The sequence below is a fragment of the Stenotrophomonas sp. KH_029 genome (assembly GCF_057839765.1).
In genome coordinates this window covers 2,047,524-2,073,375 of sequence record NZ_CM174498.1, presented here as the reverse complement: position 1 = coordinate 2,073,375, position 25,852 = coordinate 2,047,524, and the positions used below count along the sequence as shown (strand labels likewise).

Here is a 25,852-nt window from a genome sequence, read left to right as displayed (position 1 = left end):
CACAAGGGCGCCCGCAGGCGTCCTTGTGATCGGTATTCAGCCGCTGCGGTGGCGCTCTGTGCGTGCCCGACAATCGACGACGGCCGCGCCCGACGGCCCAGGCTCAGCGTGGGGAGCAGCCGTTGCGCGCCCGCTCCACCGTCGTGGCCGTCGCCCCTTCATTGGCCTCCCAGCCCTGCAGCGTCATCTGGCCGGGCACCTGCGCCTGCCGGGCGGCGGTGGAAATCAGCAGTTCGCGCCATGCCCCCACCGGTTCCAGTTCGGCCAATCGCGCGGCGCGGTCGTCGTCGGTACTGAACGCATCGTCGGGCGCGGACGCCGGCGTGGTAGTGAGCGTGGCCAGCTTGGTCATCAGGATCCGCAGCCGCTGCGGGTCCGAGCGCTCCACCTCCAGCGCGAAGCGCTCCTTGCCGTAGGCCCAGGACGTTTCGGCGGTGGTGTCCAGGCGCGCGCCGGGCTCGGGCAGCACCAGCGCCTTGCCGGCGGTGCCCTGCACCATCGCCACGCCACCGAGCAAGGCCATGTACTGCCCCATGCGCGCGGCCTTCAGTGCATCGCCCTGCACGTTCACCGCATCGGGCAACCCGCCCACCATATTGAAGTACACCGATTGCCCGCACAGGATCATCAGGATCGGTTCGCCATCGGCGGCGCCGGCGCCGCCCTGCAGCAACATGCTGTCGCCATTGGCGTACTGCTGCAGCTGTGCCTGGTCGGCGGCCTGCCCGGCCGCGTGACCCTGGCGCAGGGTCACGCGGGAGCTGTTTTCAAGCAGCGATTCGATCGATGCGTTCTGCGCGGCCGCAGCGCCGCCGGTACCTGTAGTGGCCAGCAACACTGCGCAGGCCACCGCACGGGACAGGGATACAACGTTCATGCTCATCATCCTTGCAGCAACAGTGCAGCGGCAATGCCGATGCGTGGGGCTGCACAGGATACGCCCACTCAAGCGATGCGGCGCTCCAAACGAAACGTCCGGCCACCCGGGCCGGACGTATTGGCTGTTTCCGCTGGAACGACGCTTATTCTTCCTCGTCCTGCCCGCCCTGCTGGCCACCGCGCTCGCGCCGGTTCTGGTCGGCATCCTGCTGCTGTTGCTGCTGGCCCTGGCGCTGGTTGTCGCGGTCCTGCTGGTTCTGCTGGCCGGGCTGGCCCTGCGGATTGTTCTGTCCCGGTGCGTTCTGCGGATTCTGCTGCGGGTTGTTCTGGTTGCCCATGACGGTGTCTCCCGTGATCGGCAACGTGATTGTCGCCGGTGAATCCATCCTCGGCGCCCACGCGTTACTTGGACGTGCGCGGCGCGGCCTTGTGCGTGCACGCGGCGGCCATCTGATTGAACAGTTCACAACCGCGCGTGCAGCGGTCACGCCACTGTCGCGTGGCGCTCGGCATGGCCTCCACTACGCCGACGCAGTCGCGCAGATCGGCAAAAAAGGTTCTTCGCCGATTTGAGGGGAGCAAGTGGCGCATTAAAGCCTCAGATCAAAGGCAATGACCTACATATGCGCTGATTGGGTTGGCGCGGCTGGGTTGGCGGGACACGCCGTAAACCCATCCGTGGGGGCTTGGCGAAAACATCCATGTTTTCGACAGTCCCGCCAACCCAGCCACGCCAACCCTCCACACATGGCTGGCACGCATGGAAAAGCGTAGGTCCGAGCCACGCTCGGACAGCGCGATGCCGAGACGATGCGTGTCCGACCATGGGTCGGACCTACCTGTGCTGGGGTTGCCAGGACCTGGAGCAACGTCAGATCGCGGTCGGATTGCTGTTGCTGTTGCTGTTGCTGTTGCTGTTGCTGTTGCTGTTGCTGTTGCCCGTGATTTTGATCTTGATCTACCTCCCCCTTGGAGCGAGCCGAGCATCGCAGCGGCGGCAAGGGCGAAGAGGTGCGGGTGTCTGAGCGTAGCGAGTTCCGCACCGTCCCTTGCCGACGCGAGAAGCGCAGGGCACCGGCGGGCGTAGCCCGCCGGCGAGCGGACGGGGGCGTGTTCTTTGGTTACTTTCTTGCACGAGCAAGAAAGTGACTCGCGCCCCGCAGGGGCACGAAACGCTTTTGAGTTGTCCGCGAAGCGGAAACAGAAACGCCAATGTATCCGGACAATGGCCGACTGTAGTCCCGCACATCGGCGAGGAACCAAAAAAAACGCCCCGCAATGCGGGGCGCTCGGTACATCAGCACGCAGGCCGGATCAGACCGTCGGCGGCACCGGACCGAAGCGGTTGTCGCCCGGGGTGCCCGGCAGCACGTTGAACACCAGCAGGACGATACCGCCCACGAACGGGATCAGGCTTACCAGCAGGAACCAGCCGGACTTGTCGATGTCGTGCAGGCGGCGGATGCCCACGGCGATCGCCGGAACAATCACCGCCAGCGAGAACACGCCCAGCAGCACGCCGAACAGGCCGGTCAGCAGGTTGCTCTCCATCGCCACGCCAATGCCCATGCCGGCATAGCCGACCAGGACCACCAGGAACAGGAACAGCTGGAACATCCAGTATTCCTTGCGGCCGGCACGGCCATCGAACTGGGCATAACGCTTAAGCGGAAGCAGCATGGATTTCATTGGAGTCACTTCATCCTGAAAGTGGTAAGCCCTGCATCTCCGTGACCGCGGCTGCGCACCACGGAACAGGGCGGCGCGCAGGATAACAGCTGTTCAGGTAGTTTTCGATGGCTGAATCGGGTATTGACAGGCCCCGGGGGGGAATCGGGTGCCATCCATCCCTGCCCGCACCCGTACGACAGCGTACGGGCACGGCATGCAAAGGAGACGATCAGAACCGGCCGACGGTGGCTCAGAGGCTCTTGTCCGGCGCGCCGAAGCTGTTCGGGCCGGGCGTACTGGGCAGCAGGGTGAACACCAGCACGACGATATTGGCCAGCGGAACCAGCATCAGCAGTACGAACCAGCCAGACTTGTCGATATCGTGTAGTCGGCGCACGGTGACCGCGAGCGAGGGCACCAGCGTTGCCAGCCCGAACACTGCCAGCAATGCGCCGCCGATCATGGTCAACACGCCGCTCTCCATCAACGCACCGGCGACGGTGAACGAATACAGCGCGGTATTGCACAGCACCAGGAACAGGGTGTACATCCAGTACTCCTTGCGGCCGGAACGACCGGAAAACTGGGCATAGCGGTGGAACGGAAGCAGCATCGAACGCATGTAGGCATCATCTCTAGGGCGGGAAAAAGCCGAGAGTGCGCACGCCGATGTCGCCGCTGCCTCTCGGCGTGGCGGCGATGATGGGGGCGCAGAGTGCCGGTTGAAATGCAACTTGTTTCAAATGCGGCGGCAGGTGCGTGTTTTACGAAAACTGTGAGAACCCATCCGACCATGGGTCGGATCTACCCGGGGATGTCCGAGCATGGCCCGGGCCTGCCCGCGCGATGGGTCCAACCCATGGCCGGACCTGCATTCAATCGCGCGCCGCCTGCCATGCGGCAACCTTGGCGCGGGTCTGTTCCAGCAGCGCATCCAGTGCCTTGCGGTCGTATACCTGCCCGCGCAGTACGACCGTGTCGATGGTGCGGGTGGCATGGATGTCCTGCAGCGGATTGCGCTGCAGCAGCACCAGGTCGGCGGCCTTGCCGGCGGCGATGCCACCGTAGCGGTCCAGCGTGCCGAACCAGGCCGGACCGGCGCGGGTGGCCGCCGACAGCGCCTGCGCCGGGGTCAACCCTTCCTTGACGAACAGGTCCAGCTCATCGTGCAGGCCGATGCCGGGATAGTTGAATGAATTGAGAAACCCCGCGTCGGTGCCGGCCATGATGGTGACGCCGGCCTGCTGCAGCAGCGGCAGTACCGCGGCCACCCGGTGGTAGCCATCGTGCCGCGCCTGGATCTGCGCCGGGCTGGCCTTGGCCGCGCGCTCCACCCGCCAGGCATAGGTCGCCTGCAGCTTCGGGCCGATATAGGCCAGGTAGGCATCGTGGGCGTGGTCGTCCTGGTCCAGGAAGTCCAGGATGCGCCCGCCGTTGAGGGTCGGGGTGACATACACGCCCTTGGCGGCAAAACCGCGGTAGGCGGCCATCGCGGTGGCGCGGTCGAAGCCGGCGTCCAGGCGCTGGTTGGCTTGCGCGCGGTCGATGCGCCCGGTGGCGAAGTCCGCGGCGATCGCCGCTTCGTCCTTGACCCCGGCCTTGTAGGCATAGTCCAGGTGCTCGATCGAACTGATCCCGGCATCGACCGCCTGCTGCACGGTCAAGGCCATCGGAATATGCCCGGACGCGCGCAGGCCGTTGGCGCGTGCGCCACGCACGGCGGCCAGGAACAAGTCCGGGGTCAGGGTGCTGTCGGTGATCTTGACGAAGTCCACCTGGTCGCGCTTGAGCCGCACGAAGGCCGCATCCAGATCGGCCTGGCTGCCCACCTCGATCGTGCCCTTCCAGACCGGCTTGAGGCCTTCGATCTTGGCCCCGGAGGTGAACAGCTGCGGGCCGGTCAGGCTGCCGTCGCGGATCTGCGCGCGCCATTGCAACACCTGCTCGGGCAGGTCGCCGGAGGCATCGCGGATGCTGGTGATGCCGTGGGCGATATACAGCGGCAGCAGCGCCTTGTTCTCTTCGATCAGGTCCGGACCCCCACCGAAGTGCACATGCATGTCCCACAGGCCTGGAATCAGGTAACGGCCCTTGGCCTGGATACGATGCGGCGCCGTCCACGCCCGGGCGATGGCCCGGTCATCGCCGACGGCGACGATGTCATCGCCGCGCACCACCACGCTCTGCCCGGGTACGGTACGGGCGTGCTCGACATCGACGACGGTGGCGTGGTGGATGATCAGGTCGGCCTGCTCGGCGGAAAACGCTGGCGTGGCCAGCAACAGCAGGGCCGGCAGCAGCAGGCGGTACGACGACAGGTTCATGGGCAGCACCGCGACAAAGGGATGGCGGCCACGATAGGACCGCCCCCAGGCATGCACCAGTTAAATTTCGACATGCGCGGCATGCAATCGGCAAATACCGCAGTCCCGGCCGCGCAACGGCGGCCGGGACTGCGGCCGGCGGTTTAGACCTCGCCCTGCAGCGCCGGGCGCGCCTGCACTGCGGCCAGCCAGGCCTTGACCGCCGGGTGCGCCTCGACGCCGGCACCCAGGTACACGCCATAGCCCACCACCGAGCCCACCACCAGGTCGGCCAGCGAGTAGTCCGCGCCCAGCATCCAGCGCTGCGCCGACAGCCGCGCCTGCAGCAGGTCCAGCAGCTCATCGGCTGCGGCCAGTACTGCGGCGGCCTGGGCCGGGCTGCGCAGCGTCTCGTCCTGGGTGGCCAGCCACAGCCGCTTCAGTACCACCGCATAGGTGACATAGGCCCAGCTGGTCCACGACAACGCCTGCAACCGCAGGGGGGTGCCCTCGGCCGGCCACAGGCCCTGGGCCACGCCATGCTGCGCGCCCAGCCATTGCAGGATCGCCAGGCCCTCGAACAGCGGGGTGCCATCGACCACCAGGCACGGCACCTTGCCGTTGGGGTTGATCGCCAGGTACTCGGCGGTGCGCTGCTCGCCGTTGCGGATATCGATCCTGACCCGCTCGTGCGGCACGCCCAGCTCGGCCAGGGCGCAGGCGACCGGAGTGGCGCTGGACATCGGGTACCAATAGAAAACCAGGGACATATGCAATTCCTTGTGGATGATCGAGGGTGAACGGTGCGGCGCGGACCCCGCAGAGGGCGGCCTTGCACCTTGGCCACAGGCTAGCCACCATTGCGGCCAGTTCCTGTCCTCGATAGCGGCCACCCTGCCCCATGCTCACCACCTCCGCCCGCCTGCTGAGCCTGCTGTCGCTATTGCAATCGCGCCCGCACTGGGCCGGCAGCGCGCTGGCCGAACGCAGCGGCGTGCATCCGCGCACCTTGCGCCGCGACATCGACCGCCTGCGCCAGCTTGGCTACCCGATCCAGGCCAGCAGCGGCGTGGCCGGCGGTTATGCGTTCCGCGCCGGCCGCGCGCTGCCGCCGCTGCTGCTGGACGACGAGGAAGCCCTCGCCGCCGCGGTTGCACTACGCACCGCGGTGACCGGCACGGTCAGCGGCATCGAACAGACCGCCATCACCGCCCTGGTCAAACTGGAACAGGTGATGCCGCCGCGCCTGCGCAAGCGGCTGGACGCCCTGCGCTCGGCGATCCTGCCGCTGGGCCAGGTCGGGCCGGTGGTCGATGCCGGCCTGCTGGCCGCATTGGCCGGCGCCTGCCGCGACCAGCTGCAGCTGCGCTTCGACTATTCCGACCGCACTGGCCAGCCCAGCCAGCGCCTCATCGAACCGCAGGGCGTGGTGCACACCGACCGGCGCTGGTACCTGGTGGCCTGGGACACCACCCGCCAGGACTGGCGCACCTTCCGCATCGACCGCATCGTCGGTGCGCCGAGCGTGGGCGCGCATTTCAGCCCCCGCCCGGGGCCCGGCGACGGCGACCTGCGCCAATGGGTGGTGCAGGCCCTCTCGCTGGGCCAGTACGCCGAACAGGCGCGGATCATCCTGCATGCGCCGCTGGCTACGCTGCGCAACCAGATTCCGGCCTCGGCCGGAACGCTCGAAGCGGTGGATGAACAACGCTGCCTGCTGCGCTGCGGGGCCAACCCGCTGGGGTCGGTGGTGTACTGGCTGATGGCGCTGGAGCTGGAGTTCGAGGTACTGGGCCCACCGGCCCTGCGCGAACGCTTGCACGATGCCGGCCAACGGCTGGCGCGCAGCCTGGCGCGCGGCGAGGCAGAAGCAGGCAGCCCCGGCTGAACCGGCGCAGCGGTTTGCCGCGCCCGGCACCCCATGCTAGAACGTCGGCCCCATGCCGAAACGGGATACCTGCTTGCCTACCAGTGCAAAACCGAATCGCGGCCTGTTCGACCTGGACCTGCTGCGCGCGATGGTGATGGTGGCCGACTGCGGCAGCTTCACCACCGCCGCCGCGCGCCTGCACTCCACCCAATCCACCATCAGCCAGAAGATCCGCCGGCTCGAAGACATGGCCGGGCACCCGTTGCTGGTGCGTGGCAACCGCGATGTGCACCCCACCGACGCCGGGCAGACCCTGCTCGGCCAGGCACGGCAGATGCTGACCCTGAACGAGCAGATGCTGCAGGCGCTGGCCGGGGCCAGCGTGGAGGTTCTGGTGCGGCTCGGCCTGCCGGAGGACTTCGTCGGCGCGCGCACGACCCGCCTGCTCGGCAGCTTCACCCGCAAGTACCCGCAGGTGAAGCTGGAAGTCACCAGCGGCCTCAGCCGCGACCTGGCCAGCGGCTACGACCATGGCGAGCTGGACCTGGTGCTGATCAAGCAGCGCCGCCACAGCCGCGCGGCGGCGGCCTGCTGGCCCGAGCCGATGCGCTGGGTGGACAGCGCGCACAGCCCCTGTATCGGGCTGGACCCGATCCCGTTGGTGACCTTTCCGCCGCGCGGGCTGTACCGCGATGAGCTGATCGCCGCGGTCCAGGCGCTGGACCGGCGCTGGCGGATCAGCTTCACCAGCGCCAGCCTGAGCGGCATCCAGGGTGCGGTCGCCGATGGCATGGGCATCAGCCTGCTGCCGGCGCGGGCGATGACCGCCGACCACCGCGCGCTGCACCGCCGCCACGGTCTGGGCAGCGCCGAGGGTTTCGAGATCGCGCTGCTGCACCGCTCCGGCGCCGACCCGGTGGTGCTCGAGCTTGCCGCGCGACTGTCGCGCCTGATCGAACGCGAGCCGCGCTAGCCCGCGCACACCGCCTGCTGCACACACCGCTTGCATGCAGATGCATCGCACGCGCACGCACGCACGCGTGATACGCCGCACCGGCACCTGCGTGCGGCAAAAAAAACAAACAGGCGCGCGGCAATCTTTCGCATGCCCTTCACGTTCGCCAGCGCGCTTTGCGGGCTATTCCGCACCCGGATAGTGACGGGGCTCGCGTACTGCGCATAGGAATCGTCCTAAATCGCAGCAAAGCAATTACTACCTGCGGATGAAGCGGGGAGAATGAATCGACCCCACGATGGCGTGCTCCCCTTGTCCAACAGGATCCTGATCACATGAGCGGAATGACCACTTCCTCCGTTTTGAAGATCGCCCTGCTCGACGACCATGACGTTGTCCGGCATGGCAGCTTCGTCCACCTCTCGGCCAACCCGCGCTTCCATGTCGTCGGCAGCCATGCCCACAGCAGCGCGCTGGTGGCGACCCTGGAAACCCAGGCGGTGGACGTGGCGGTGGTCGACTACAGCCTGTCCAACCGCGACCTGCAGGGCGCGGTGCTGCTGCGCATGCTGCAACGGCGCTTCCCGCTGGTACGCCTGCTGCTGTTTTCCGCGCACGCCAACCGGGTGACCATCTCCGGTGCGATCGCCGCCGGCGCCAGCGGCGTGGTGGGCAAGAGCGAGTCGCTGGACGGGTTGACCAACGGCGTATTGCGCGTTGCCGAAGGCCACCTGCACCTGCCGGCGGACTATCGCAATGAACAGGAGGAAGGCTCGTTGTCGCCCAGCGAACGCGAAGTGCTGCAGCTGTGCCTGTCCGGGCTGTCGGTCACCGAGATCGCCATCCAGCGCCACCGCAGCATCAAGACCATCAGCACGCAGAAGCACGCCGCCTTCCGCAAGCTGGGGCTGCGCACCGACCGCGACCTGTTCACGCTGCGCCACCAATTGGCCAGCCTGTGACCGCAGCATTGGCGCGATGGTGCTGCGCGGCCGCACTGCTGCTGCCGGCCGCGTCGATGGCGGCAACGCCGGTGCCGATGACGCGCGTGGTGCGCGTGGCCGTGGATCCGGCCCAGCACCGGGTGTTGTCGCCCGATTCGATGCCGCAACGGCATGCCAGCCTGATCAGCGGCTATGCGCGGCTGGTCAGCGAGCAGACCGGGATGGCCTTCCAGGAGCGGCGCTATTCCTCCACCACTGCCGCCCTGCAGGCAGTGTGCGACGGGCAGGCCGACCTGATGCTGCTGCTCGGCCCGCTGGAGGGCGTGCCCTGCGACAGCCTGGCCGCCTCGCCGGCGTACTACCGCGGGCAGACGCTGGTCGCCAGCCGCCACCAGCCCGATGGCCCGGGCCGGTTCGGCGGCCCCGGCCAGCATCGCGTGGCCGTGGTACAGGGCAGCCGCTACAGCGGCTGGCTGGCGATGCATTATCCCCAGTTGCAGGTGATCGGCATGCCCGACCTGCATGGCGCGCTGTCGGCGGTGGAAACCGGCGTGGCCGATGTCGCGGTGGGGCTGGACGTGGTGGTACGGCCGATGGTGCGCCGCGACTACGCCGACAGCCTGCTGCTGCACGTGGCACCGCCGGACCTGCCGGGCAGCCTGCACCTGGTTGCGCGCAACGGGGACCGCGACATGCTCGGCCGCATCGAAGCGGCGATGAATGCAATCAGCCCCCAGCAGCATGCGCAACTGTTGCAGCAATGGGCCAAGATCACCTATTTCGGCGCCCCCTCGCTGACCGTGCTGGCGCACCACTTCCGTTGGGAGCTGGGTGCGGTCAGCCTGGCCTTGCTGGTACTGCTGGCCGGCGGGCTGTGGCTGCGCCGCCAGCAGCGGTCGGCGCAACGCAACGCCCGCCGCCAGGCGCGCTTCATCGGCGTGATGAGCCACGAGGTGCGCAACGCCGCCCAGGCCCTGGTGACCTCGGTGGACCTGCTCAGCCAGTCCGGGCTGGACCAGGGCCAGCGCAAGCTGGTCAATGCCGCGCGCACCGCCGGGGTGGGCCTGCGCCAGCTGCTCGGCCATGCACTGGACTACTCGCGGCTGGCGGCCGGACAGTTCCGGCCCAACCCGGGCTGGCACGACCTCCAGCAGATGGCGCGCGACTGCGTGGCCATGGTGCAGCCGGCCGCCGAAGCCAAGGGCCTGGTGCTGTCGCTGCAATGCACGCCGGACCCGTTGCCACGCCTGTGGGTGGATGGCGATGCGCTGCGCCAGGTGCTCAGCAACCTGCTTGGCAACGCCCTGAAGTTCACCGGCCAGGGACGCATCCAGGTGTCGATGGCACTGCTACGCGAACCGGGCGCTACGCAGTTGCGGCTGGACGTCAGTGACACCGGTATCGGCATCCCCGCGCACCGCCAGGCCAACGTGTTCAGGCCATTCTCGCAGGCCCACGATGCGTATTCGCGCGAACTGGGCGGCGCCGGGCTGGGGTTGTCGATCTGCCGCGATATCGCCCAGGCGCTGGGTGGGCGCATCCGGGTCTGCAGCGAGCCGGGCCAGGGCAGCTGTTTCGAGGTGGTACTGCCGGTACTGCGCGACAGCGAGGCCGCCGTACCGCCGGCATTGCCGCTGTCGGGGCGCTCGGTGCTGCTGGTGGAAGACCACCCGCTCAACCTGGCCTTCACCACCCGCCAGCTGGTGGCGCTGGGCGCGACCGTGCGCACCAGCAGCGACGGCCTGGGTGCGTTGCGCGCGCAGGCCGCCGAACCCAGTGCGATCGTGCTGCTGGACTGCAGCCTGGCCGACATGAGCGGCTACCACCTGGCCGTATCGCTGCGCAGGATGGAACAGCAGCGCCAGCGCATGCCGGCCACCCTGGTGGCGTTGTCGGCCGCGCATTCGCCCGGCCACATCGAACGTTGCCAGCAAAGCGGGATGGACGCGATCCTGTGCAAGCCGCTGGACACCGCCGAACTGCTGAAGGCGCTGGGGCTGCCGGCCGCCGCTGGCGCCGCCGCGCCGGCACTGCCGAGCCAGGATCCGGCCCGGCCGCAGTTCCACCGCTCACTGCTGGAGGAACACCAGGCCCTGCAACGGGCCGCCCGCGCACGCGATGCCGGCCAGCTGCAATACCACGCGCACCGCCTGGCCGGGGTGCTGCAGCTCCTCGGCCTGCCGGCAGCGGCCGAAGTGGCCGGCGACCTGTATGCACTGGACGTGGAAATCGCGGTGGACCGGCGCGAAATCGACCGCCTGCTGCGGCACCTGGAACAGGTGATCGCCGCGCTGGACACCGACGCGATGGCCTGAGCCGGGCAGCGCAGGCGCGGCTACTTGAGCTGCAGGGGGTAGCGCTGCCACAGCACGTGCACCAGGAACCCGGTCAACTCCGGATCCTTGCTGCTGATCGCCGCACGGATCTTGTCCAGCAGCACCATGTCGCTGCAGCTGCGCACATCGGCGTGGTCGGCCTGCCCAGCCCGGCGCGCGCGGTAGCGCGCCGCACGTTGTGCATCGGTCATCGCATAACCGAACGTGGGCGGACGGCCGCGCTTGCGCGGCAGCGTCAGTTCCAGGGTGCCGGGGTCTTGTTCATCGCGCATGACGGACGAAGATGCGAACGGGGGCGCGCACGATATCGTGAGACATCACTTTAATCCAGCGTTTTCGACATTTATCTGCACGCTGCGTGCGTGTGATGCAGCGTGTGGTTCGGGCCGGAGCATGCCGGCCATTGGCAGGGTCGCATCCGGGATCGACTGCCCACAGCGGCGATCGGCCGTCGGTAGGGTCGCATGCCAATCGACTGCTCGTAGCGGTGATCGGCTGTCGGAGGCATGACCTCGAACGAAGCCTGCGCTTCGGATGGTGTCCTGCCTTCGCCGCACCGATCGGCAGGGTCGGCAGTCGATCCGGGATGCGACCCTACCAGCAGGTCATGCCTTCGACATCCTCGGATCACGCCGGGACTGCATGGCAGTAGCCGCATACCCGGTAGGGTCGCATGCCAATCGACTGCCCGTAGCGGTGATCGGCTGTCGGAGGCATGACCTCGAACGGAGCCCGTGTTTCGGACGGTGTCATGCCTTCGCCGCACCGATCAGCAAGGTCGGCAGTCGATCGGGGATGCGACCCTACCGGTGGGTCATGCCTTCGTCGCCCTGGTCGACGATGTCGGCCAACCCTGGCGCCCTGCCCTCAGCGCCAGGCGTCGGCCAGCCGCGCGCCGGCCCAGACCAGCACCATGCCGCCGGCCAGGCTGATGCCCAGGTACAGCGGCAACATCAGGCCGCGATCGCTGCGCGCCAGCAGCAGCGTCTCCAGCATCATCGAGGAGAACGTGGTCAGGCCGCCGAGGATGCCCACCAGCAGGAACGCGCGCCAATACACCGCCGCGCTGCCACGGCCCTGCAGCCAGACCATCACGTAACCGGCGGCAAAGGCGCCGACCAGATTCACCGTCAGCGTGCCCCAGGGGAAACCATTGCCGAACTGGCGCAGCAGCGCATCGCCGACCATGAAGCGCAGTGCCGCGCCCAGCGCGCCACCGGCCATCACCAGCCCCAGCTGCTGCCACCACAGCGCGACATCAGCCATCACCGCCGTCCTTGTCGGCGCGGGCCTGCGCCCGGGCCGCACGCAGGCGGTCGAGCTTCTCCTTCAACTTGATCTCCAGTCCGCGCGCCACCGGCTGGTAGTACACCCGCTCGCCCATCGCATCGGGGAAGCCGGTCTGGTCCAGCGCGATACCGCCGTCGGCGTCGTGGTCGTACTGGTAGGCCTTGCCGTAGCCCAGTTCCTTCATCAGCTTGGTCGGCGCGTTGCGCAGGTGCAGCGACACCTCCTGGGTGCCGGTTTCCCGCACTTCCGCCTTGGCCAGATTGAAGGCGGCGTAGCCGGCATTGGACTTGGCGGTGCTGGCCAGGTACAGCACCAGCTGCGCGAACGCCAGCTCGCCTTCCGGGCTGCCCAGCCGCTCATAGATGTCCCAGGCCTCCAGCGCCATCGACTGGGCGCGCGGGTCGGCCAGGCCGATGTCCTCGATCGCCATGCGGGTCAGGCGCCGTGCCAGGTAGGACGGATCGCAGCCGCCGTCGAGCATCCGGGTCAGCCAGTACAGCGCGGCATCGGGGTTGGAGCTGCGCACGGACTTGTGCAGGGCCGAGATCTGGTCATAGAACTGTTCGCCGCCCTTGTCGAAGCGGCGGGTACGATCGGCCAGCACCTGTACCAGCATCTCCGGACTGATCCGGCCGCCGTCACCGCCGGCCAGTTCGGCGGCGATCTCCAGCAGGGTCAGGCCGCGGCGCACATCGCCGTCGGCGGCGGTGGCAATCTCCAGCAGCGACTCGGGCGCCACCTGCAGCCCCTCCCCGCCCAACCCGCGCGGCACATCGTCCAGTGCGCGCTGCAGCGCCTCGACGATATCGGCCGGCGATACCGATTCGAGCACATGCACGCGGCAGCGCGAGAGCAGCGCCGAGTTCAGTTCAAACGAGGGGTTTTCGGTGGTGGCGCCGACGAACACGATGGTGCCGCGCTCGATATGCGGCAAGAACGCATCCTGCTGGGCCTTGTTGAAACGGTGCACTTCGTCGACGAACAGTACCGTGCGCCGTCCTTCGGCGAAGCGTTGCGCGGCCTCGGCCAGCACCTGGCGCACCTCGGGCAGGCCGGACAGCACCGCCGAGATCGCGCGGAATTCGGCATCGGCATAGTGGGCCAGCAGCAGCGACAGGGTGGTCTTGCCGCAGCCCGGCGGGCCCCACAGGATCATCGAATGCACATGCCCGGATTCGACCGCGCGGCGCAGCGCGCTGCCTGGCGCGAGCAGGCGTTTCTGCCCGACCATCTCGTCCAGGGTCTGCGGGCGCATGCGCTCGGCGAGCGGACGCATGTTGTCCCGATCCACGCTCAGCAGATCGGGCCCGTTGAATGTCGTTCGGTTTCTGGCCACCGGGCCATTCTACCGCGACGGCCGCGCCGTCGCTCCTGCTTGCCGTTGCTGCTGGCCTTTGCCTTTGCCTTTGCCTTTGATTTTTATCCACTCCCCCCTTGGAGCGAGCCGAGCATCGCAGCGGCAGCGGGGGCGAAGAGGCGCGGGTGTCTGAGCGCAGCGAGTTCCGCGCCGCCCCCCGATGACGCGAGAAGCGCAGGGAACCGACGGGCGCAGCCCGACGGATCGCGGACGGGGGCGTGTTCTTTGGTTACTTTCTTGCACGAGCAAGAAAGTGACTCGCGCCCCGGAGGGGCACGAAACGCTGTTGACGTTAAAACCGCGAAGCGGAAACAGCACCAAAAGCATCCGGCCAGCGGCTGGCACTACCTGAACGGGGCACCAGCCACCGCCGGGCAAGGCCCGGCAACAGCAGGACCTCGGCCTTATTCGCCGATGACGTCCGTACCCTTGGGCGCGGCGAAGCTGAAGGTGCCGGCGGCAAAGGCCGGGTTGCGCTTCCAGCCGGTGAAGCTGATCACCGTGCGCTGGCCCACCGCGTCCACTACTTCCATCCGGGCCAGGCCCTGGGCGTTGAAGCCCAGCGCGGCGTACTGGAAAGCGGTGTCGGTCTCGCGCTTGGGGGTCAGCGACAGCCACTGCAGGCCATCGCGCGCGGCCGCTTCCTGGCTGACGTCGTATTGTTTGTCCAGCAGCGCCGGGTTGATCAGCGCGGTCAGCGGGCTGTTCTGTTCCTGGGCGCCCTGCGCACGCACCGTGGCCTGCTCCAGGTCCGGCTCGTACACCCACACCTTCTTGCCATCGGCCACGATCAGCTGCTCGTGCGGCTTGAGGTATTCCCAACGGAACAGCCGCGGCGCCGACAGCGCGACCCGGCCGCTGGTGGTTTCCTTGATCTTGCCCTTGCTGTCGAACACCTGCTGGCTGAACTGCCCGTCCAGGCCCTTCAGGCCCTGGGTGAACCGGTTGAGCTCATCGCGGGCGCCGGCCCAGGCCGAGGCCGAACCGACGCTGGCCACGACCAGGGTGGCGGCGACCAGATAGCGGCGGAAGGAGGTGTGCATGCGGGTATCCAGACGAAAGAGAAGGATGGAAGGCAGTGTGCCCCTGCCAAGCTGAATGGGCGATCAGGACTAGTATGCACCGCCCCGCTGCGCCGGCGACATAGCCCGCCCTGCCGGCTACGGGCCGGCCTGGACGCTGCCCAGGTCGCCGTACACCACCTGGCCGCGGAAGCCGCGCCGCACCTGCTGGTACAACGCACGGAACGCGGCGTAGTCCTGCGGCTGGCACAGCGCCTGCGGGCCGCGCACCGCGCGCTGGTGCAGGCGATGGCGGGCAACGATGGTCTGCCCCTGCCGGCTCCAGTCCAGGCGGTATTCGCCGGCAGCATTCTGGAACCGCTGGCTGCGCGGGATCGCCACGATCGGCACCCCGGCCGGGAACGCCAACCGGTAGGTTTCCTCGCGCAGGCTGTCGTTGCAGTAGAACGGGGTGGCGTTGTCCGGCGCCGAGGCGGTGGCGTAGATGTCGCGGAACGATTCGCCGCCGGGCGCGTCGGGCAGCAGCATGCCGCCGACCACGCCGAAATCGACGTAGTCGCTGGCGTGGAAGTCGTAGCGGTAATTGAACGGCCGGGTCAGGTCCTGCGGGTCGCCGAGCAGGGTCAGCGTGCCGCTGCCATCGAAGCCGGAGGAGGCCATGATCGATTCCTCCACCCGCGCGCGGTTCTGCGCGTTGAGCCGGGCAAAGGAGCCGCGCATTCCAATCTCGCCGACCTCGCCAGGCTGCAGCACGGTCTGCCCGGACAGGTTGCCGGCCGCATCGAACTGGAAACCGACCTCCAGCCCGGCGCCATTGCGGCTGGCATCGTTGTCCGGGGTGCGCGCCAGCACGGCCTGGCGGGTATGCAACACCGGCGCGCCCAGGTCACCGTCGGGCAGCTGGCCGAAGCGTGCATAGGCGCTGGTCGAATCCAGGTACAGGTCGAACTCGGGCACATAGGTGATGGCATGGTTGAAGCGGCCCAGCAGCGGGATCGCCGGCAGGCTCGGCCCGCCGCCGGCGCCGATCAGCACCGGCGTGCTGTCGATGCCGCGCGCGGCCAGCAGCGCCTCCAGGATCACCACGTGGTCCTTGCAGTCGCCATAGTGGTTGTCCAGGATGCTCTGCGCCGGGTTGGGCTCCAGCCCGCCGTTGCCCAGGTACACCGCCACGTAGCGGATGTTCTGCGACACCCAGCGGTACAACACCGCAGCCTGTTGGCGGCGGTCGACGATGCCGGCGGTGAGCTGGTCGGCCAGGGCCTGGATGCCGGGGGTGACCTTGGCCGCCTGCCCGCCCTTGAGCTGGTAGGCCTGGCCTACCTGCGCCCAGTCGCGGTAGGTGCTGGCCATGATGGTCGGGCTGAATTCCCAGGCCGCGGCCGACCAGTTCTGCGCCTGCAGCGGATCGGTGCGCCGGTAGCGCCATTCCCACTGCGCCTGCCCACCACGGATCCGCGGCTGGTCGCTGCCCTGCACACCGCGCTGCTGCACGTGCATCGGCAGGCTGGCCGGGGCGCTCAGGGTGACCTGCGCATCGTCGTACTGGGTGAACACGCTGAAGGTTTCCCACAGCCCGAAATAGCCCGGGAAATACGGCGTGGTCTGGGTGCGCCGGGTCCGGTAGACCACCCGCGTGCCCGGCGCCAGGTTGGGGAATACCACCACCCGCACCTTGCGGTCGGCATACATCGCCGCGGCCGCGCTGGAATAGCTTTCCTGGGTGTAGATGCGGTCGGCCGGCACGTCGCGGCGCTGGCCATCGGCGGTCAGCGTGTAGGCGGCCAGCACGTCCAGGGTTTCCATCTTTTCGCTGTAGCTCAGCCGCACCTGGCTGAACTGCTCGACCGCCGCCTTGGTCTTGAGCAGGATTTCATACTCTTCGGTCTGCACGTTGCCGGCATCGGGGCGCACCACGTAGTCGGCGCGGTAGCGCACGAAACTGTAGTTGTTGCTGGCCTGGGCCTCGCTGGCCGGCGCAGGCGCGGCCGGGGCGACCGGAGCCGGTGGCGCGGCCGCCGGTGGTGGCGCGGCAGCGGCCAATGCCAGGGCCGGCGCGAACGCCAGCCCGCCCCACATCATCCAGACCATCGGCTTCATTGCAGGTTCCTTGGTACGCGGCCGGGCAGCGGCATGCGCGGTCAGTGCCGGGCGCACGCCGGTGCGTTCATCGCAGCGGCGTGGTTATTTCGGCGGGGGTGGCGCCAGCACGCTGCGGTCGCCGTTGTGTTCGGGCGGGCTGACCACCCCGGCCATTTCCATCGCCTCGATCAGGCGCGCGGCACGGTTGTAGCCGATCTTCAGGCGGCGCTGCACCCCGGAGATCGAGGCGCGGCGGGTTTCGGTGACGATGCGCAGGGCCTCGTCGTACAGCGGGTCGGACTCATCGCCACCGCCGCCGCTGGCCTCGGGCAGGCCGCCGGCGCCCACCACCACGCCATCGCCCATCATCTGCACTTCATCGAGCACGCCGCTGATGTAGTCGGCCGGGCCGCTGGCCTTGAGGTGTTCGACCACCCGGTGCACTTCCTCGTCGGACACGAACGCACCGTGCACGCGGTCGGGCAGCGCGGTGCCCGGCGGCAGGTACAGCATGTCGCCGTGGCCGAGCAGGGTTTCGGCGCCGGACTGGTCCAGGATGGTGCGCGAATCGATCTTGGAGCTGACCTGGAAGCCGATGCGGGTGGGGATGTTGGCCTTGATCAGGCCGGTGATCACATCCACCGACGGGCGCTGGGTGGCCAGGATCAGGTGGATGCCGGCCGCACGCGCCTTCTGCGCCAGGCGCGCGATCAGTTCTTCGACCTTCTTGCCGACGATCATCATCATGTCGGCGAATTCGTCGATGAAGATCACGATGAACGGCAACGTCTCCAGCGGGCGCGGCGCCTCGCCCAGCTCCGGGTTGGGCTTGAACAGCGGGTCCATCATCGGCTGGCCGGCGTCCTCGGCGTCCTTGACCTTCTTGTTGAAGCCGGCCAGGTTGCGCACGCCCACCGCGCTCATCAGCTTGTAGCGCCGCTCCATTTCGGCCACGCACCAGCGCAGGCCGTTGGCGGCTTCCTTCATGTCGGTGACCACCGGCGCCAGCAGGTGCGGGATGCCCTGGTAGACGCTCAGCTCGAGCATCTTCGGGTCGATCATCAGCATCCGCAGGTCTTTCGGCGAGGCCTTGTAGAGCAGGCTGAGCACCATCGCGTTGACCGCCACCGACTTGCCCGAGCCGGTGGTACCGGCCACCAGCAGGTGCGGCATGCGCGCCAGGTCGGCCACGGTCGGGCGGCCGGCGATGTCCTTGCCCAGCGCCAGGGTCAGCGGGCTGGCCGACTTGTCGTACTCCTTGGAGCGCAGCAGTTCGGACAGGTAGATCATCTCGCGGGTGACGTTGGGGATTTCCAGGCCCACCACCGACTTGCCCGGGATCACGTCGACCACGCGCACCGACTTGACCGACAACCCACGCGCGATGTCCTTGTCCAGCGAGCTGATCTGGCTGACCTTGATGCCCGGCGCCGGCTCGATCTCGAAGCGGGTGATCACCGGGCCCGGATAGGCACCCACCACCTGGGCCTCGATGCGGAAGTCCTTGAGCTTGAACTCGATCTGCCGCGACAGCGTTTCCAGGGTCTCCTCGTCATAGCCCTTGGGCTGCGGCTTGGGGTCGTCCAGCAGCGCCAGCGGCGGCAGGTCCGAGCCATCGCCATTGACCCCGCGGAACATCGGGATCTGGGTCTCGCGCTTGGCGCGGTCGCTCTTTTCCAGCACCGGCTCGGGGCGCGGCTCGATCTTGACCGGCTCGCGCTTGGCGCGCACCTCGGCATCGACCTTGCGCACTTCCTGGCGCTCCTCGCGCATGGCGCGGGTCTGCTGCCATTCGGTGGCCTGTTCCTTCTTCTTGTTGAGCATCGGCTGCAACGCCAGCACCCAGCGGCCGATCTTTTCCATCACCACGAACCAGGAGATGCCGGTGGCCAGGGTGATCGAGGCCAGCAGCAGCACCAGCACGAACAGGTTGGCGCCCAGCGCGCCGAAGCCGGCACTGAGCGAATTGCCGACCAGCCGGCCGAGGATGCCGCCGGCATGGGCGACATCGCCGGTGAACAGGCGCACGTGCAGGAAGCCGGTGCCGGCAATCAGGAAGCCGACCAGGCCGACCAGCCGCAGCGCCGGGTCCAGGTCATGTTCGCCCTTGCTCTCGCGCTTGAGCCCGAACATGGCGATCCAGGCCAACGCACCGAGCACGATCGGCAGGACGAAGGCGACATAGCCGAACAGCTGCAGCAGCACGTCGGCCACCCAGGCGCCCACGCGGCCGCCCATGTTGTGGACCGGCGCGACCACGCTGCCGGTATGCGACCAGCCCGGATCGGAGGCCGAATAGGTGAACAGGCTGGCCACCAGGTACAGCAGCGCCGGGGCGATGGCGATCAGGCCCAGGTCGCGCCACAGCCGTTGCCGCCGCGGGTTGTCGGCGGGCGCAGGCGCGGGCGCGGCCTTGCGCGAGGCCGGCTTGCTGTCGGGGGACTTGGATCGTTCCGGGAGCTGCTTCGCCACCTTAGACCACACCTTGGGAATGCACTGTTAGTGCTTGATAATAAACGACCAACCGCCACCGGGGGTAGGTACCGGCTGTCAGTCGGTACAGCTTCCCGGCGCGGCCACGCCAAAACCCCGGCACCGGACCCGGTCGCGCGCCGGCTGGGCTGCGGCGTTCCACCGGCCGCCTTGAATCGCCCCGCCCCTGCCGCCACTCTATGACCTGCCTTGGACGCCGTGCAATCACCGCCGGCGCCCCGCCCCATCACCTTAACGCGAGTCTACATGAGCCATTCCCTGCCCTCCCGCCACCAGAAGCTCGTCATCCTCGGCTCCGGCCCGGCCGGCTGGACCGCCGCGGTCTACGCCGCCCGCGCCAACCTCAAGCCGGTGGTGATCACCGGTCTGCAGCAGGGTGGCCAGCTGATGACCACCACCGAGGTGGACAACTGGCCCGGCGACGCGCATGGGCTGATGGGCCCGGACCTGATGAGCCGCATGCAGGCCCACGCCGAACGCTTCGAGACCGAGGTGATCTTCGACCACATCCACACCGCCGACCTGTCCCAGCGCCCGTTCCGGCTGACCGGCGACAGCGCCGAGTACACCTGCGACGCGCTGATCATCGCCACCGGCGCCACCGCCAAGTACCTGGGCATTGCGTCCGAGGAAACCTTCAAGGGCCGCGGCGTGTCGGCCTGCGCCACCTGCGACGGCTTCTTCTACCGTGACCAGGACGTGGTCGTGGTCGGCGGCGGCAACACCGCCGTGGAAGAGGCGCTGTACCTGTCCAACATCGCCCGCAAGGTCTACCTGGTGCACCGCCGCGACACCCTCAAGGCGGAAAAGATCATGCAGGACAAACTGTTCGCCAAGGTCGCCGCCGGCAAGATCGAGACCGTCTGGCACCATCAGGTGGACGAAGTGCTGGGCAATGACGCCGGCGTCACCGGGGTGCGGGTGAAGTCCACCCTGGATGGCAGCACCCGCGACATCGAGGCGCACGGCTTCTTCGTGGCGATCGGCCACCACCCCAACACCAGCCTGTTCGATGGCCAGCTGAGCATGAACAACGGCTACCTGGACATCCGTTCGGGCCTGGGCGGCAACGCCACCCAGACCTCGGTGGAAGGCGTGTTCGCCGCCGGCGACGTGGCCGACCAGCACTACCGCCAGGCCATCACCTCGGCCGGTTTTGGCTGCATGGCCGCGCTGGACGCCGAGCGTTACCTGGACGCCAAGGGCGCGTTGGGCTGAGGCCGGGCAGCACCGGCGCAGTAGCAACGGAAGGCCGGCGCAGTGCGCCGGTCTTTTTGTTGGTGGTGTGGGCTATGTGGTGCCATGGCAGCTCAAGCCTGGCAGCTGCGACGCATAGTGGCGTGACCCAGCTTCATTTTTGTCCGCAGCTCCACCGCCCTCCCGGGAGTATGGCCCTGGAAAGTAATGCTCAAACGGAAGCCCTTCATACAAAACATCCACCTGCACCTCGTGAAGGCCCGCCTTTTCAGCATAGACGCGCAGGCTGTTGCTGATGTACTGCTCAATTTCCTCCGTCGAGCTGTCATCCTGCGCCGGCAAAAACCCTGACCCGAAGTCAATGATCACCCGATCTCCGGCGATGTCCGCCCTCGCCTTGACGGTTACGTTCGGCGGCTTGGATCGCTTGAGCCGATCGGCATCCAGTATTCGCTGCGCTTCGCGCGTAAGCAGCAGATCCAGCCCCGTATCGCTCTCTACGACAGACCCTGCCGACCGTTGTTGCGCGACCGTCGCCCACGAGGTCCCGCTGCCAACCACCAGCAGCATCAGCGCAGCCCACCGCCAACGACAGAATGTCTTCATGCTCACTCCCAGCCAACAAAGCATCAAACGCGGCTACCCGAATACTGAGCCAGCGGTGGCGCAGCCATCCCGTGTCAACCCGGCCTACGAACTACGGATGCACTGCTGCCGATGCCGGACCGGCACCGATTTGACCCAGTCATCGTCAACCAGCGAGGTCTCCCAGAACAGCGGCGCCGAACCGACGTTGTTGCAGGCCAGCGCGATCTTGAGCGGGATGGGCTGGGGCGCATCCACGGTGACTTCATTGTCCCGGCACACCCAGCCCGGCGGGCACCCCACATTGCGGGTCACGATACGCAACGGGTACTGCGGGTAGCCCTCGAACGGCACGTCGATCTCGCGCACGCTGCCCTGGGACATGCTGACGTTCTCGATAGCCTCGCCCTTGAGCGGCTTGCAGTCCTTGCCTTCGTGGAACAGGCGGTAGCCTTTTTCAACGCCTTTCATTGAGGCAGCGCGGAAGACGGGGTCCTGCAGGGCGGCAGCGTCCAGTGCGTTCGAATGATAGGCCACCTCAACAAGCATGGATGGCATCTCAGCAAATCCGTTTTCACCATGATCTGCCGCTGATGCCGCCGTACGAACCGGGAAATCTTCATACCCAGCATGGCTAGTGATCAACTCCTTCATGTAACACAGCGCCATGGATGCCAACTCCCGGTCTCCAGGCTTGGTCGGGTGGTAGTAAACCTCCGCCCCACGCAACTCCTGATTTCTGCTTCCATTGGTATGAACGCTGATCATTCCTTCAACACCGAGGTAATTTGCGTAGTACGGCCTCGCCCGAATGTCATCCTTAACCTCGCGATTGCGTGCGGTACTGTTGGCGAAATGGCTCCAGATGTCAGTACGCTCAGGAAGCAGGCTCTTGAGGTGATAACGCGATGACATCTGCGCCCAAGGGTGCAGTGATTCAGGGTGGGCTTCCTGGTCACCCCGCCGAGCCCGATATACCACTGCGGAACTTCGATCCTGCAATAGTCGCTGCAGGTCACCAGCAAATCCCGGCGTGATGAGATCCTCCCGAATTCCGTGTGCCAACGGCCTTTGCAGCTCCCAGGCACCGGACGGGAAGACGCGGATCCAACCGTGACTTGCCGAAACCAACACGGCACCAGGCACAGCGAGACGCGCCCTAGCCGCACCCTGCCTCGGCAAAGGGAAGTGGTGATGGAGCGGCAGCCCCTCATACAAGATCTCAACCTGCACTTCCTCGAGGACAGCCCGCTCCATGTAATACCGAACCGAACCACGGATGTCCTGCACGACCTCCTCGGTGGAGCCATCGTCTTCAGCGGGCAGGAATCCCGGGCCAAAATCGATGATGAGGTGTTTGCCTGCGATATCCGCCCGGGCCGTGACGGTCACATTCGTCGGCAGCGATTGCTCCATCCGGTCTAGGTCAAGAAGACGCTGCGCCTCGCGGGTGAGAAGCAGATCCAGCGCCGCATCGCTCCCGACACCACCTGATGGCACACCCTGGCGCGCAGCTGCCCCGTGGGAAAGGCAGCCGCAAAGAACCAGCAAGGCCAGGCCAAACCGTCGCCAATGAAAGTGAATAAGAGTTTCCATGATCGTTTCCTTCGGAGAGAGTGGAAAGCGTCTTGGTGAATCGCCTCCAGCCTGCCGCGCGCAATAGCGCCAAACGCTGCGCTATCGCCCAAATACGGCGGCCTGCCGAACGGCGTTTCAATCGCTAACCCCAAAGGCATAGCCCCACCCTAAACACCCCCACAACCCATCGCTCTGCCCTATCCTTCCTCCATGCCCGATACACGCTTCCTGCACCGCCTGTCCGACCTCCCGGCCGCCGCCTGGGATGCCCTGCACGACGGCGACAATCCGCTCGTCTGCCACGCCTTCCTGGCCGGGCTGGAAGAACATGGCTGCCTGCGCCCGGAATGGGGCTGGCGGCCGCGTCACTTCACCCTGTGGGACGGCGACAGCCTGATCGCGGCGATCCCGGGCTACCTGAAGGACAACTCGCACGGCGAGTTCGTGTTCGACCACGCCTGGGCCAATGCCTATGCGCGGCACGGGCGGGACTACTACCCCAAGTGGCTGGGCGCGGTGCCGTACTCGCCGGTGACCGGGCCGCGCCTGCTGGCACGCGGCGATACCGACCGCGCCGCGCTGCTGGAGGCGCTCCGGAACGAGGTCGACCGGATGGGCTGGTCCTCGGCCCACATCAATTTCCATACCGACGCCGAGGACGCCGCGTTCGGGCCGGACTGGCTGCTGCGCCAGGACATCCAGTTCCAGTGGCACAACCCCGGGAATTGGTATTGCTTCGACGATTTCCTGGCGGCGATGAACCACAAGCACCGCAAGAACATCCGCCAGGAACGCAGCAAGCTGGCACGCAGTGGCGTCACCTACCGGATCGTGCATGGCGATGAGGCCAGCGCGGGCGACCTGCAGGCCATGCACGGCTTCTACCTGCAGACCTTCGCCGAGTACGGCAACTCGCCGGCGCTGACCCTGCCGTTCCTGCGCCACCTGGCCCAATCGCTGCCGCGCCAACTGGTGATCTTCCTGGCCGAGCAGGACGGCCTGCCGGTAGCCGGGGCGCTGTGCCTGCGCGGCGTCGACACGCTGTACGGCCGTTACTGGGGTGGGGCCACCCTGCCCGGCCTGCACTTTGAGACCTGCTACTACCAGGGCATCGAATACTGCCTGCGCGAAGGCGTGGCGCGCTTCGAGCCCGGCGCGCAGGGCGAGCACAAGCTGGCGCGCGGCTTCCTGCCGCAGACCGTGCGCAGCCGCCACTGGATTGCCGCACCGGACTTTGCCGGCGCCCTGGCCGGCTGGTGCGGGCAGGAACGCGAGGACGTGGCGCGCTATGCGCAGACCCTGGCTGCGCACAGCCCGTTCAAGGCCGAAGGCGAATGAGCCACGCCGCCCGCCCGTGGCGCCTGGACCCGCGCCCCGATGCGCCCTTCCCGCCGGCAGACACCGCGTTGCGCGAGCCCGATGGGCTGCTGGCGATCGGCGGCGACCTGTCGCCGGTGCGCCTGCTCAATGCCTATGCCGGCGGTGTATTCCCCTGGTTCTCGGCCGGCCAACCGCTGCTGTGGTGGTCACCGGACCCGCGCATGGTGTTCCGCACCGAAGGCGTGCATCTGTCGGCACGGTTCCGGCGCAGCCTGCGCGGCAGTGCCTGGACGCTGCGCGCCGATACCTGTTTCGAGGCGGTGATCGCCGCCTGCGCGGCCAGTCCGCGACCGGGCCAGGACGGCACCTGGATCACCACGCAGATGCGCCAGGCCTATGGGCAGCTGCATCGGCTCGGCCATGCGCATTCGGTGGAGGTGTTCGACGGTGACGCGCTGGTGGGTGGCATCTACGGGGTGGCGATCGGGCGGATGTTCTTCGGCGAAAGCATGTTCAGCGCGGCCAGCGGCGGCTCCAAGGTGGCCCTGGCCGGGCTGGCGCGGCGGCTGGCGCAGTGGGGCTGGCCGCTGATCGATGCGCAGGTGGAGAACGACCACCTGCTGCGGATGGGCGCCGAGCATTGGCCGCGGGCGCAGTTTCTGCAGCAGGTGCATGCGCTGGTACGGCAGGAGGCGCCTGCGGGGAGTTGGTGCGAACGGTTCGGGGAGATGCCGGCGGCGCTGCTGGCCGGGGCGGAACCGGCCAGCGGCGGGGATTGAGGCGCGATGACAGATGGCCGGGAAGCCGGCCAGCGGCCGGCACTACCGCTTCGGTGAGCGGCCGGCATGGCCGTTTCGGCCAACGGCGTTACCGTTCTGGGATCGCCTGGCCGGCGGCCGGGCGTGAAGGGCGGCTAAACAAGGGCAATTAACACAAACTTTGCATCGCGGGGCCGACACGCGTAAAATGCCCGCTCTTAAGGCCAGCTCGGCCGTTTACAGAACTGCACAGGACTACATGTCGAAAGACGACTCCATCGAGTTCGAAGGCACCGTCAGCGAGACGCTGCCTAACACCACTTTCCGCGTTCGACTGGAAAACGGGCATGAAATCATCGCCCACATCTCCGGCCGCATGCGCAAGAACTACATCCGCATCCTGACGGGCGACCGTGTCAAGGTCGAAATGACGCCCTACGACCTGACCAAGGGTCGCATCACCTACCGCATGAAGTAAGCGGTTCGGGGCGCTTCCCAACAGAAGCACCGCCAGAAGGCCAGCCCGGTGCTGGCCTTTTTGCGTGCGCGCCATTTTCCGGCCACCCCCTGCCAAGCGACACCCTGACCCTGTGCACCCTGACATCGGTCAGGCTGCCTTGCTGCAGATTCGCCCCGGCCGCGCTGGCGCCACTGTGGCGGTCGATCCAATCCGGATCGCGATCCCCCGGACCTGCCATGAAGACCCTGTCCCTGTTGAGCCTGCTGGCCATCGCCGGCGCTGCCGGTACCGCCCACGCCGCCGAAGCGGCCACCGACGCGGCCGCGTCGTGCGTGAGCCTGTCGACCGACCAGCAGATCGTGCGCGCCGGCGCTTCGGAAAACGTGCTGCTGCGCAATGCCGACCAGCACTACATCGTGCATTTCCAGGACAGCTGCAGCAGCGCGGCGCGCTCGTCGAAGCTGGCGTTCGCCACCCCCGGCCGCGACGGCCAGTTGTGCGGCGGCGGCGTCAGCAGCCTGCGCACCAGCTCGCAGAAGTGCGTGGTCAGCACGCTGGAGCCGATCACCGCAGAACAGTTCGCCACCCGCGCCCGCGCGCGGCGCTGAGCAGCACAACGCCCCCATGAGGGGGCGTTGTGGTGATGCCTCGGCCAGCACCTCACCACCAACGGTGGTGAGCTACCGTCGGCGGCAGTGGTGAGCTACCGTCCTCGTCGATGGTGAGGCGCCGTCCGCGGTGCTGAGGCGCGA

Annotated in this window: 24 protein-coding genes; 10 read left to right on the top strand and 14 right to left on the bottom strand. The window is 67.5% G+C overall.

The window, feature by feature from the left end; all coding sequences use genetic code 11:
• Positions 1–103: 103 nt before the first annotated feature.
• Together AC3ITM_RS09540 and AC3ITM_RS09535 are read right to left on the bottom strand one after the other, a co-directional pair.
• The gene (locus AC3ITM_RS09540; RefSeq protein ID WP_489269938.1) at positions 104–877 is read right to left on the bottom strand and encodes a hypothetical protein; all 774 of its coding nucleotides are present in this window, start codon (positions 875–877) and stop codon (positions 104–106) included.
• Between the two features lie 145 nt (positions 878–1,022).
• Positions 1,023–1,217 (bottom strand): hypothetical protein, encoded by a 195-nt coding sequence (locus AC3ITM_RS09535; protein ID WP_489269937.1) that lies wholly within the window; start codon positions 1,215–1,217, stop codon positions 1,023–1,025.
• Positions 1,218–1,230: 13 nt separating this feature from the next.
• On the opposite strand from AC3ITM_RS09535, the gene AC3ITM_RS09530 reads away from it, so the two are divergent.
• Positions 1,231–1,452, top strand: coding sequence for a hypothetical protein (locus AC3ITM_RS09530; RefSeq protein WP_489269936.1), 222 nt, complete (start codon positions 1,231–1,233; stop codon positions 1,450–1,452).
• Positions 1,453–2,193: 741 nt separating this feature from the next.
• Here the strand turns inward: AC3ITM_RS09530 and AC3ITM_RS09525 are convergent.
• The 4 genes from AC3ITM_RS09525 to AC3ITM_RS09510 all read right to left on the bottom strand — a co-directional run bounded on the left by AC3ITM_RS09525 (position 2,194) and on the right by AC3ITM_RS09510 (position 5,623).
• Positions 2,194–2,568 (bottom strand): DUF805 domain-containing protein, encoded by a 375-nt coding sequence (locus AC3ITM_RS09525; RefSeq protein ID WP_489269935.1) that lies wholly within the window; start codon positions 2,566–2,568, stop codon positions 2,194–2,196.
• A 232-nt stretch (positions 2,569–2,800) separates the two neighbouring features.
• Positions 2,801–3,172, bottom strand: coding sequence for a DUF805 domain-containing protein (locus AC3ITM_RS09520; protein ID WP_489269934.1), 372 nt, complete (start codon positions 3,170–3,172; stop codon positions 2,801–2,803).
• A 253-nt stretch (positions 3,173–3,425) separates the two neighbouring features.
• Positions 3,426–4,874 carry an amidohydrolase family protein gene (locus AC3ITM_RS09515; RefSeq protein WP_489269933.1) on the bottom strand — a complete coding sequence of 483 codons (1,449 nt, stop codon included), beginning with the start codon at positions 4,872–4,874 and terminating at the stop codon, positions 3,426–3,428.
• A gap of 143 nt (positions 4,875–5,017) precedes the next feature.
• Positions 5,018–5,623 (bottom strand): glutathione S-transferase family protein, encoded by a 606-nt coding sequence (locus tag AC3ITM_RS09510; RefSeq protein WP_489269932.1) that lies wholly within the window; start codon positions 5,621–5,623, stop codon positions 5,018–5,020.
• A gap of 131 nt (positions 5,624–5,754) precedes the next feature.
• Between AC3ITM_RS09510 and AC3ITM_RS09505 the strand changes: the two genes are divergently transcribed.
• The 4 genes from AC3ITM_RS09505 to AC3ITM_RS09490 all read left to right on the top strand — a co-directional run bounded on the left by AC3ITM_RS09505 (position 5,755) and on the right by AC3ITM_RS09490 (position 10,937).
• A complete protein-coding gene (locus tag AC3ITM_RS09505) occupies positions 5,755–6,741 on the top strand; it encodes a helix-turn-helix transcriptional regulator (protein ID WP_489269931.1) in 987 nt (328 codons plus the stop codon).
• A 73-nt stretch (positions 6,742–6,814) separates the two neighbouring features.
• Positions 6,815–7,696, top strand: a complete 882-nt coding sequence (locus AC3ITM_RS09500; protein ID WP_489269930.1) for a LysR family transcriptional regulator — start codon at positions 6,815–6,817, stop codon at positions 7,694–7,696.
• 326 nt (positions 7,697–8,022) lie between these two features.
• Complete coding sequence (locus tag AC3ITM_RS09495) at positions 8,023–8,640, top strand: response regulator (RefSeq protein WP_489269929.1); 618 nt, start codon at positions 8,023–8,025, stop codon at positions 8,638–8,640.
• The gene (locus tag AC3ITM_RS09490) at positions 8,637–10,937 is read left to right on the top strand and encodes an ATP-binding protein (protein WP_489269928.1); all 2,301 of its coding nucleotides are present in this window, start codon (positions 8,637–8,639) and stop codon (positions 10,935–10,937) included. The genes AC3ITM_RS09495 and AC3ITM_RS09490 overlap by 4 nt, the downstream gene beginning before the upstream one ends.
• 20 nt (positions 10,938–10,957) lie before the next feature.
• On the opposite strand, the gene AC3ITM_RS09485 is transcribed toward AC3ITM_RS09490, so the two are convergent.
• The 6 genes from AC3ITM_RS09485 to AC3ITM_RS09460 form a co-directional block, all read right to left on the bottom strand.
• The gene (locus AC3ITM_RS09485; protein ID WP_228887047.1) at positions 10,958–11,230 is read right to left on the bottom strand and encodes a hypothetical protein; all 273 of its coding nucleotides are present in this window, start codon (positions 11,228–11,230) and stop codon (positions 10,958–10,960) included.
• Positions 11,231–11,825: 595 nt separating this feature from the next.
• Positions 11,826–12,224, bottom strand: a complete 399-nt coding sequence (crcB, locus tag AC3ITM_RS09480; protein WP_489269927.1) for a fluoride efflux transporter CrcB — start codon at positions 12,222–12,224, stop codon at positions 11,826–11,828.
• Positions 12,217–13,524, bottom strand: coding sequence for a replication-associated recombination protein A (locus AC3ITM_RS09475; RefSeq protein ID WP_489269926.1), 1,308 nt, complete (start codon positions 13,522–13,524; stop codon positions 12,217–12,219). The genes crcB and AC3ITM_RS09475 overlap by 8 nt, the downstream gene beginning before the upstream one ends.
• Positions 13,525–14,009: 485 nt before the next feature.
• A complete protein-coding gene (lolA, locus tag AC3ITM_RS09470) occupies positions 14,010–14,648 on the bottom strand; it encodes an outer membrane lipoprotein periplasmic chaperone LolA (protein WP_489269925.1) in 639 nt (212 codons plus the stop codon).
• Positions 14,649–14,765: 117 nt separating this feature from the next.
• The gene (locus AC3ITM_RS09465) at positions 14,766–16,727 is read right to left on the bottom strand and encodes a DUF3857 domain-containing protein (protein WP_489269924.1); all 1,962 of its coding nucleotides are present in this window, start codon (positions 16,725–16,727) and stop codon (positions 14,766–14,768) included.
• Between the two features lie 84 nt (positions 16,728–16,811).
• Positions 16,812–19,181 carry a DNA translocase FtsK gene (locus tag AC3ITM_RS09460; RefSeq protein WP_489269923.1) on the bottom strand — a complete coding sequence of 790 codons (2,370 nt, stop codon included), beginning with the start codon at positions 19,179–19,181 and terminating at the stop codon, positions 16,812–16,814.
• Between the two features lie 267 nt (positions 19,182–19,448).
• On the opposite strand from AC3ITM_RS09460, the gene trxB reads away from it, so the two are divergent.
• Positions 19,449–20,420 (top strand): thioredoxin-disulfide reductase, encoded by a 972-nt coding sequence (gene trxB / locus AC3ITM_RS09455; protein ID WP_489269922.1) that lies wholly within the window; start codon positions 19,449–19,451, stop codon positions 20,418–20,420.
• A gap of 72 nt (positions 20,421–20,492) precedes the next feature.
• Here the strand turns inward: trxB and AC3ITM_RS09450 are convergent, their stop codons facing one another.
• Together AC3ITM_RS09450 and AC3ITM_RS09445 are read right to left on the bottom strand one after the other, a co-directional pair.
• On the bottom strand, positions 20,493–21,005 hold the full coding sequence (locus tag AC3ITM_RS09450) for a hypothetical protein (RefSeq protein ID WP_489269921.1): 513 nt from the start codon (positions 21,003–21,005) through the stop codon (positions 20,493–20,495).
• An 84-nt stretch (positions 21,006–21,089) separates the two neighbouring features.
• Positions 21,090–22,580: an N-acetylmuramoyl-L-alanine amidase family protein gene (locus AC3ITM_RS09445; protein WP_489269920.1), complete on the bottom strand. Its 1,491-nt coding sequence runs from the start codon at positions 22,578–22,580 to the stop codon at positions 21,090–21,092.
• Between the two features lie 192 nt (positions 22,581–22,772).
• Here AC3ITM_RS09445 and AC3ITM_RS09440 point away from each other — a divergent pair, with 192 nt between their 5' ends.
• The 4 genes from AC3ITM_RS09440 (at position 22,773) to AC3ITM_RS09425 (ending at position 25,708) form a co-directional block, all read left to right on the top strand.
• A complete protein-coding gene (locus AC3ITM_RS09440; RefSeq protein ID WP_489269919.1) occupies positions 22,773–23,900 on the top strand; it encodes a GNAT family N-acetyltransferase in 1,128 nt (375 codons plus the stop codon).
• On the top strand, positions 23,897–24,661 hold the full coding sequence (aat, locus tag AC3ITM_RS09435; RefSeq protein ID WP_489269918.1) for a leucyl/phenylalanyl-tRNA--protein transferase: 765 nt from the start codon (positions 23,897–23,899) through the stop codon (positions 24,659–24,661). The genes AC3ITM_RS09440 and aat overlap by 4 nt, the downstream gene beginning before the upstream one ends.
• 238 nt (positions 24,662–24,899) lie before the next feature.
• Entirely contained in the window at positions 24,900–25,118 is a 219-nt protein-coding gene (infA, locus tag AC3ITM_RS09430) for a translation initiation factor IF-1 (protein ID WP_005409596.1), read from the top strand.
• Positions 25,119–25,336: 218 nt separating this feature from the next.
• Positions 25,337–25,708: a hypothetical protein gene (locus AC3ITM_RS09425; protein WP_489269917.1), complete on the top strand. Its 372-nt coding sequence runs from the start codon at positions 25,337–25,339 to the stop codon at positions 25,706–25,708.
• Positions 25,709–25,852: the final 144 nt, after the last annotated feature.

Excerpts from the sequence above, each read along its gene's own strand:
- aat (WP_489269918.1), top strand. The coding sequence starts at position 23,897 with ATGAGCCACGCCGCCCGCCCGTGGCGCCTGGACCCGCGCCCCGATGCG.
- AC3ITM_RS09505 (WP_489269931.1), top strand. The coding sequence starts at position 5,755 with ATGCTCACCACCTCCGCCCGCCTGCTGAGCCTGCTGTCGCTATTGCAA.
- trxB (WP_489269922.1), top strand. The coding sequence starts at position 19,449 with ATGAGCCATTCCCTGCCCTCCCGCCACCAGAAGCTCGTCATCCTCGGC.
- crcB (WP_489269927.1), bottom strand. The coding sequence starts at position 12,224 with ATGGCTGATGTCGCGCTGTGGTGGCAGCAGCTGGGGCTGGTGATGGCC.
- AC3ITM_RS09450 (WP_489269921.1), bottom strand. The coding sequence starts at position 21,005 with ATGAAGACATTCTGTCGTTGGCGGTGGGCTGCGCTGATGCTGCTGGTG.
- AC3ITM_RS09515 (WP_489269933.1), bottom strand. The coding sequence starts at position 4,874 with ATGAACCTGTCGTCGTACCGCCTGCTGCTGCCGGCCCTGCTGTTGCTG.
- AC3ITM_RS09475 (WP_489269926.1), bottom strand. The coding sequence starts at position 13,524 with ATGCGTCCGCTCGCCGAGCGCATGCGCCCGCAGACCCTGGACGAGATG.
- AC3ITM_RS09510 (WP_489269932.1), bottom strand. The coding sequence starts at position 5,623 with ATGTCCCTGGTTTTCTATTGGTACCCGATGTCCAGCGCCACTCCGGTC.
- AC3ITM_RS09465 (WP_489269924.1), bottom strand. The coding sequence starts at position 16,727 with ATGAAGCCGATGGTCTGGATGATGTGGGGCGGGCTGGCGTTCGCGCCG.
- AC3ITM_RS09525 (WP_489269935.1), bottom strand. The coding sequence starts at position 2,568 with ATGAAATCCATGCTGCTTCCGCTTAAGCGTTATGCCCAGTTCGATGGC.
- AC3ITM_RS09445 (WP_489269920.1), bottom strand. The coding sequence starts at position 22,580 with ATGGAAACTCTTATTCACTTTCATTGGCGACGGTTTGGCCTGGCCTTG.
- AC3ITM_RS09495 (WP_489269929.1), top strand. The coding sequence starts at position 8,023 with ATGACCACTTCCTCCGTTTTGAAGATCGCCCTGCTCGACGACCATGAC.
- AC3ITM_RS09520 (WP_489269934.1), bottom strand. The coding sequence starts at position 3,172 with ATGCGTTCGATGCTGCTTCCGTTCCACCGCTATGCCCAGTTTTCCGGT.
- lolA (WP_489269925.1), bottom strand. The coding sequence starts at position 14,648 with ATGCACACCTCCTTCCGCCGCTATCTGGTCGCCGCCACCCTGGTCGTG.
- AC3ITM_RS09535 (WP_489269937.1), bottom strand. The coding sequence starts at position 1,217 with ATGGGCAACCAGAACAACCCGCAGCAGAATCCGCAGAACGCACCGGGA.
- AC3ITM_RS09540 (WP_489269938.1), bottom strand. The coding sequence starts at position 877 with ATGAACGTTGTATCCCTGTCCCGTGCGGTGGCCTGCGCAGTGTTGCTG.
- AC3ITM_RS09440 (WP_489269919.1), top strand. The coding sequence starts at position 22,773 with ATGCCCGATACACGCTTCCTGCACCGCCTGTCCGACCTCCCGGCCGCC.
- infA (WP_005409596.1), top strand. The coding sequence starts at position 24,900 with ATGTCGAAAGACGACTCCATCGAGTTCGAAGGCACCGTCAGCGAGACG.
- AC3ITM_RS09485 (WP_228887047.1), bottom strand. The coding sequence starts at position 11,230 with ATGCGCGATGAACAAGACCCCGGCACCCTGGAACTGACGCTGCCGCGC.
- AC3ITM_RS09425 (WP_489269917.1), top strand. The coding sequence starts at position 25,337 with ATGAAGACCCTGTCCCTGTTGAGCCTGCTGGCCATCGCCGGCGCTGCC.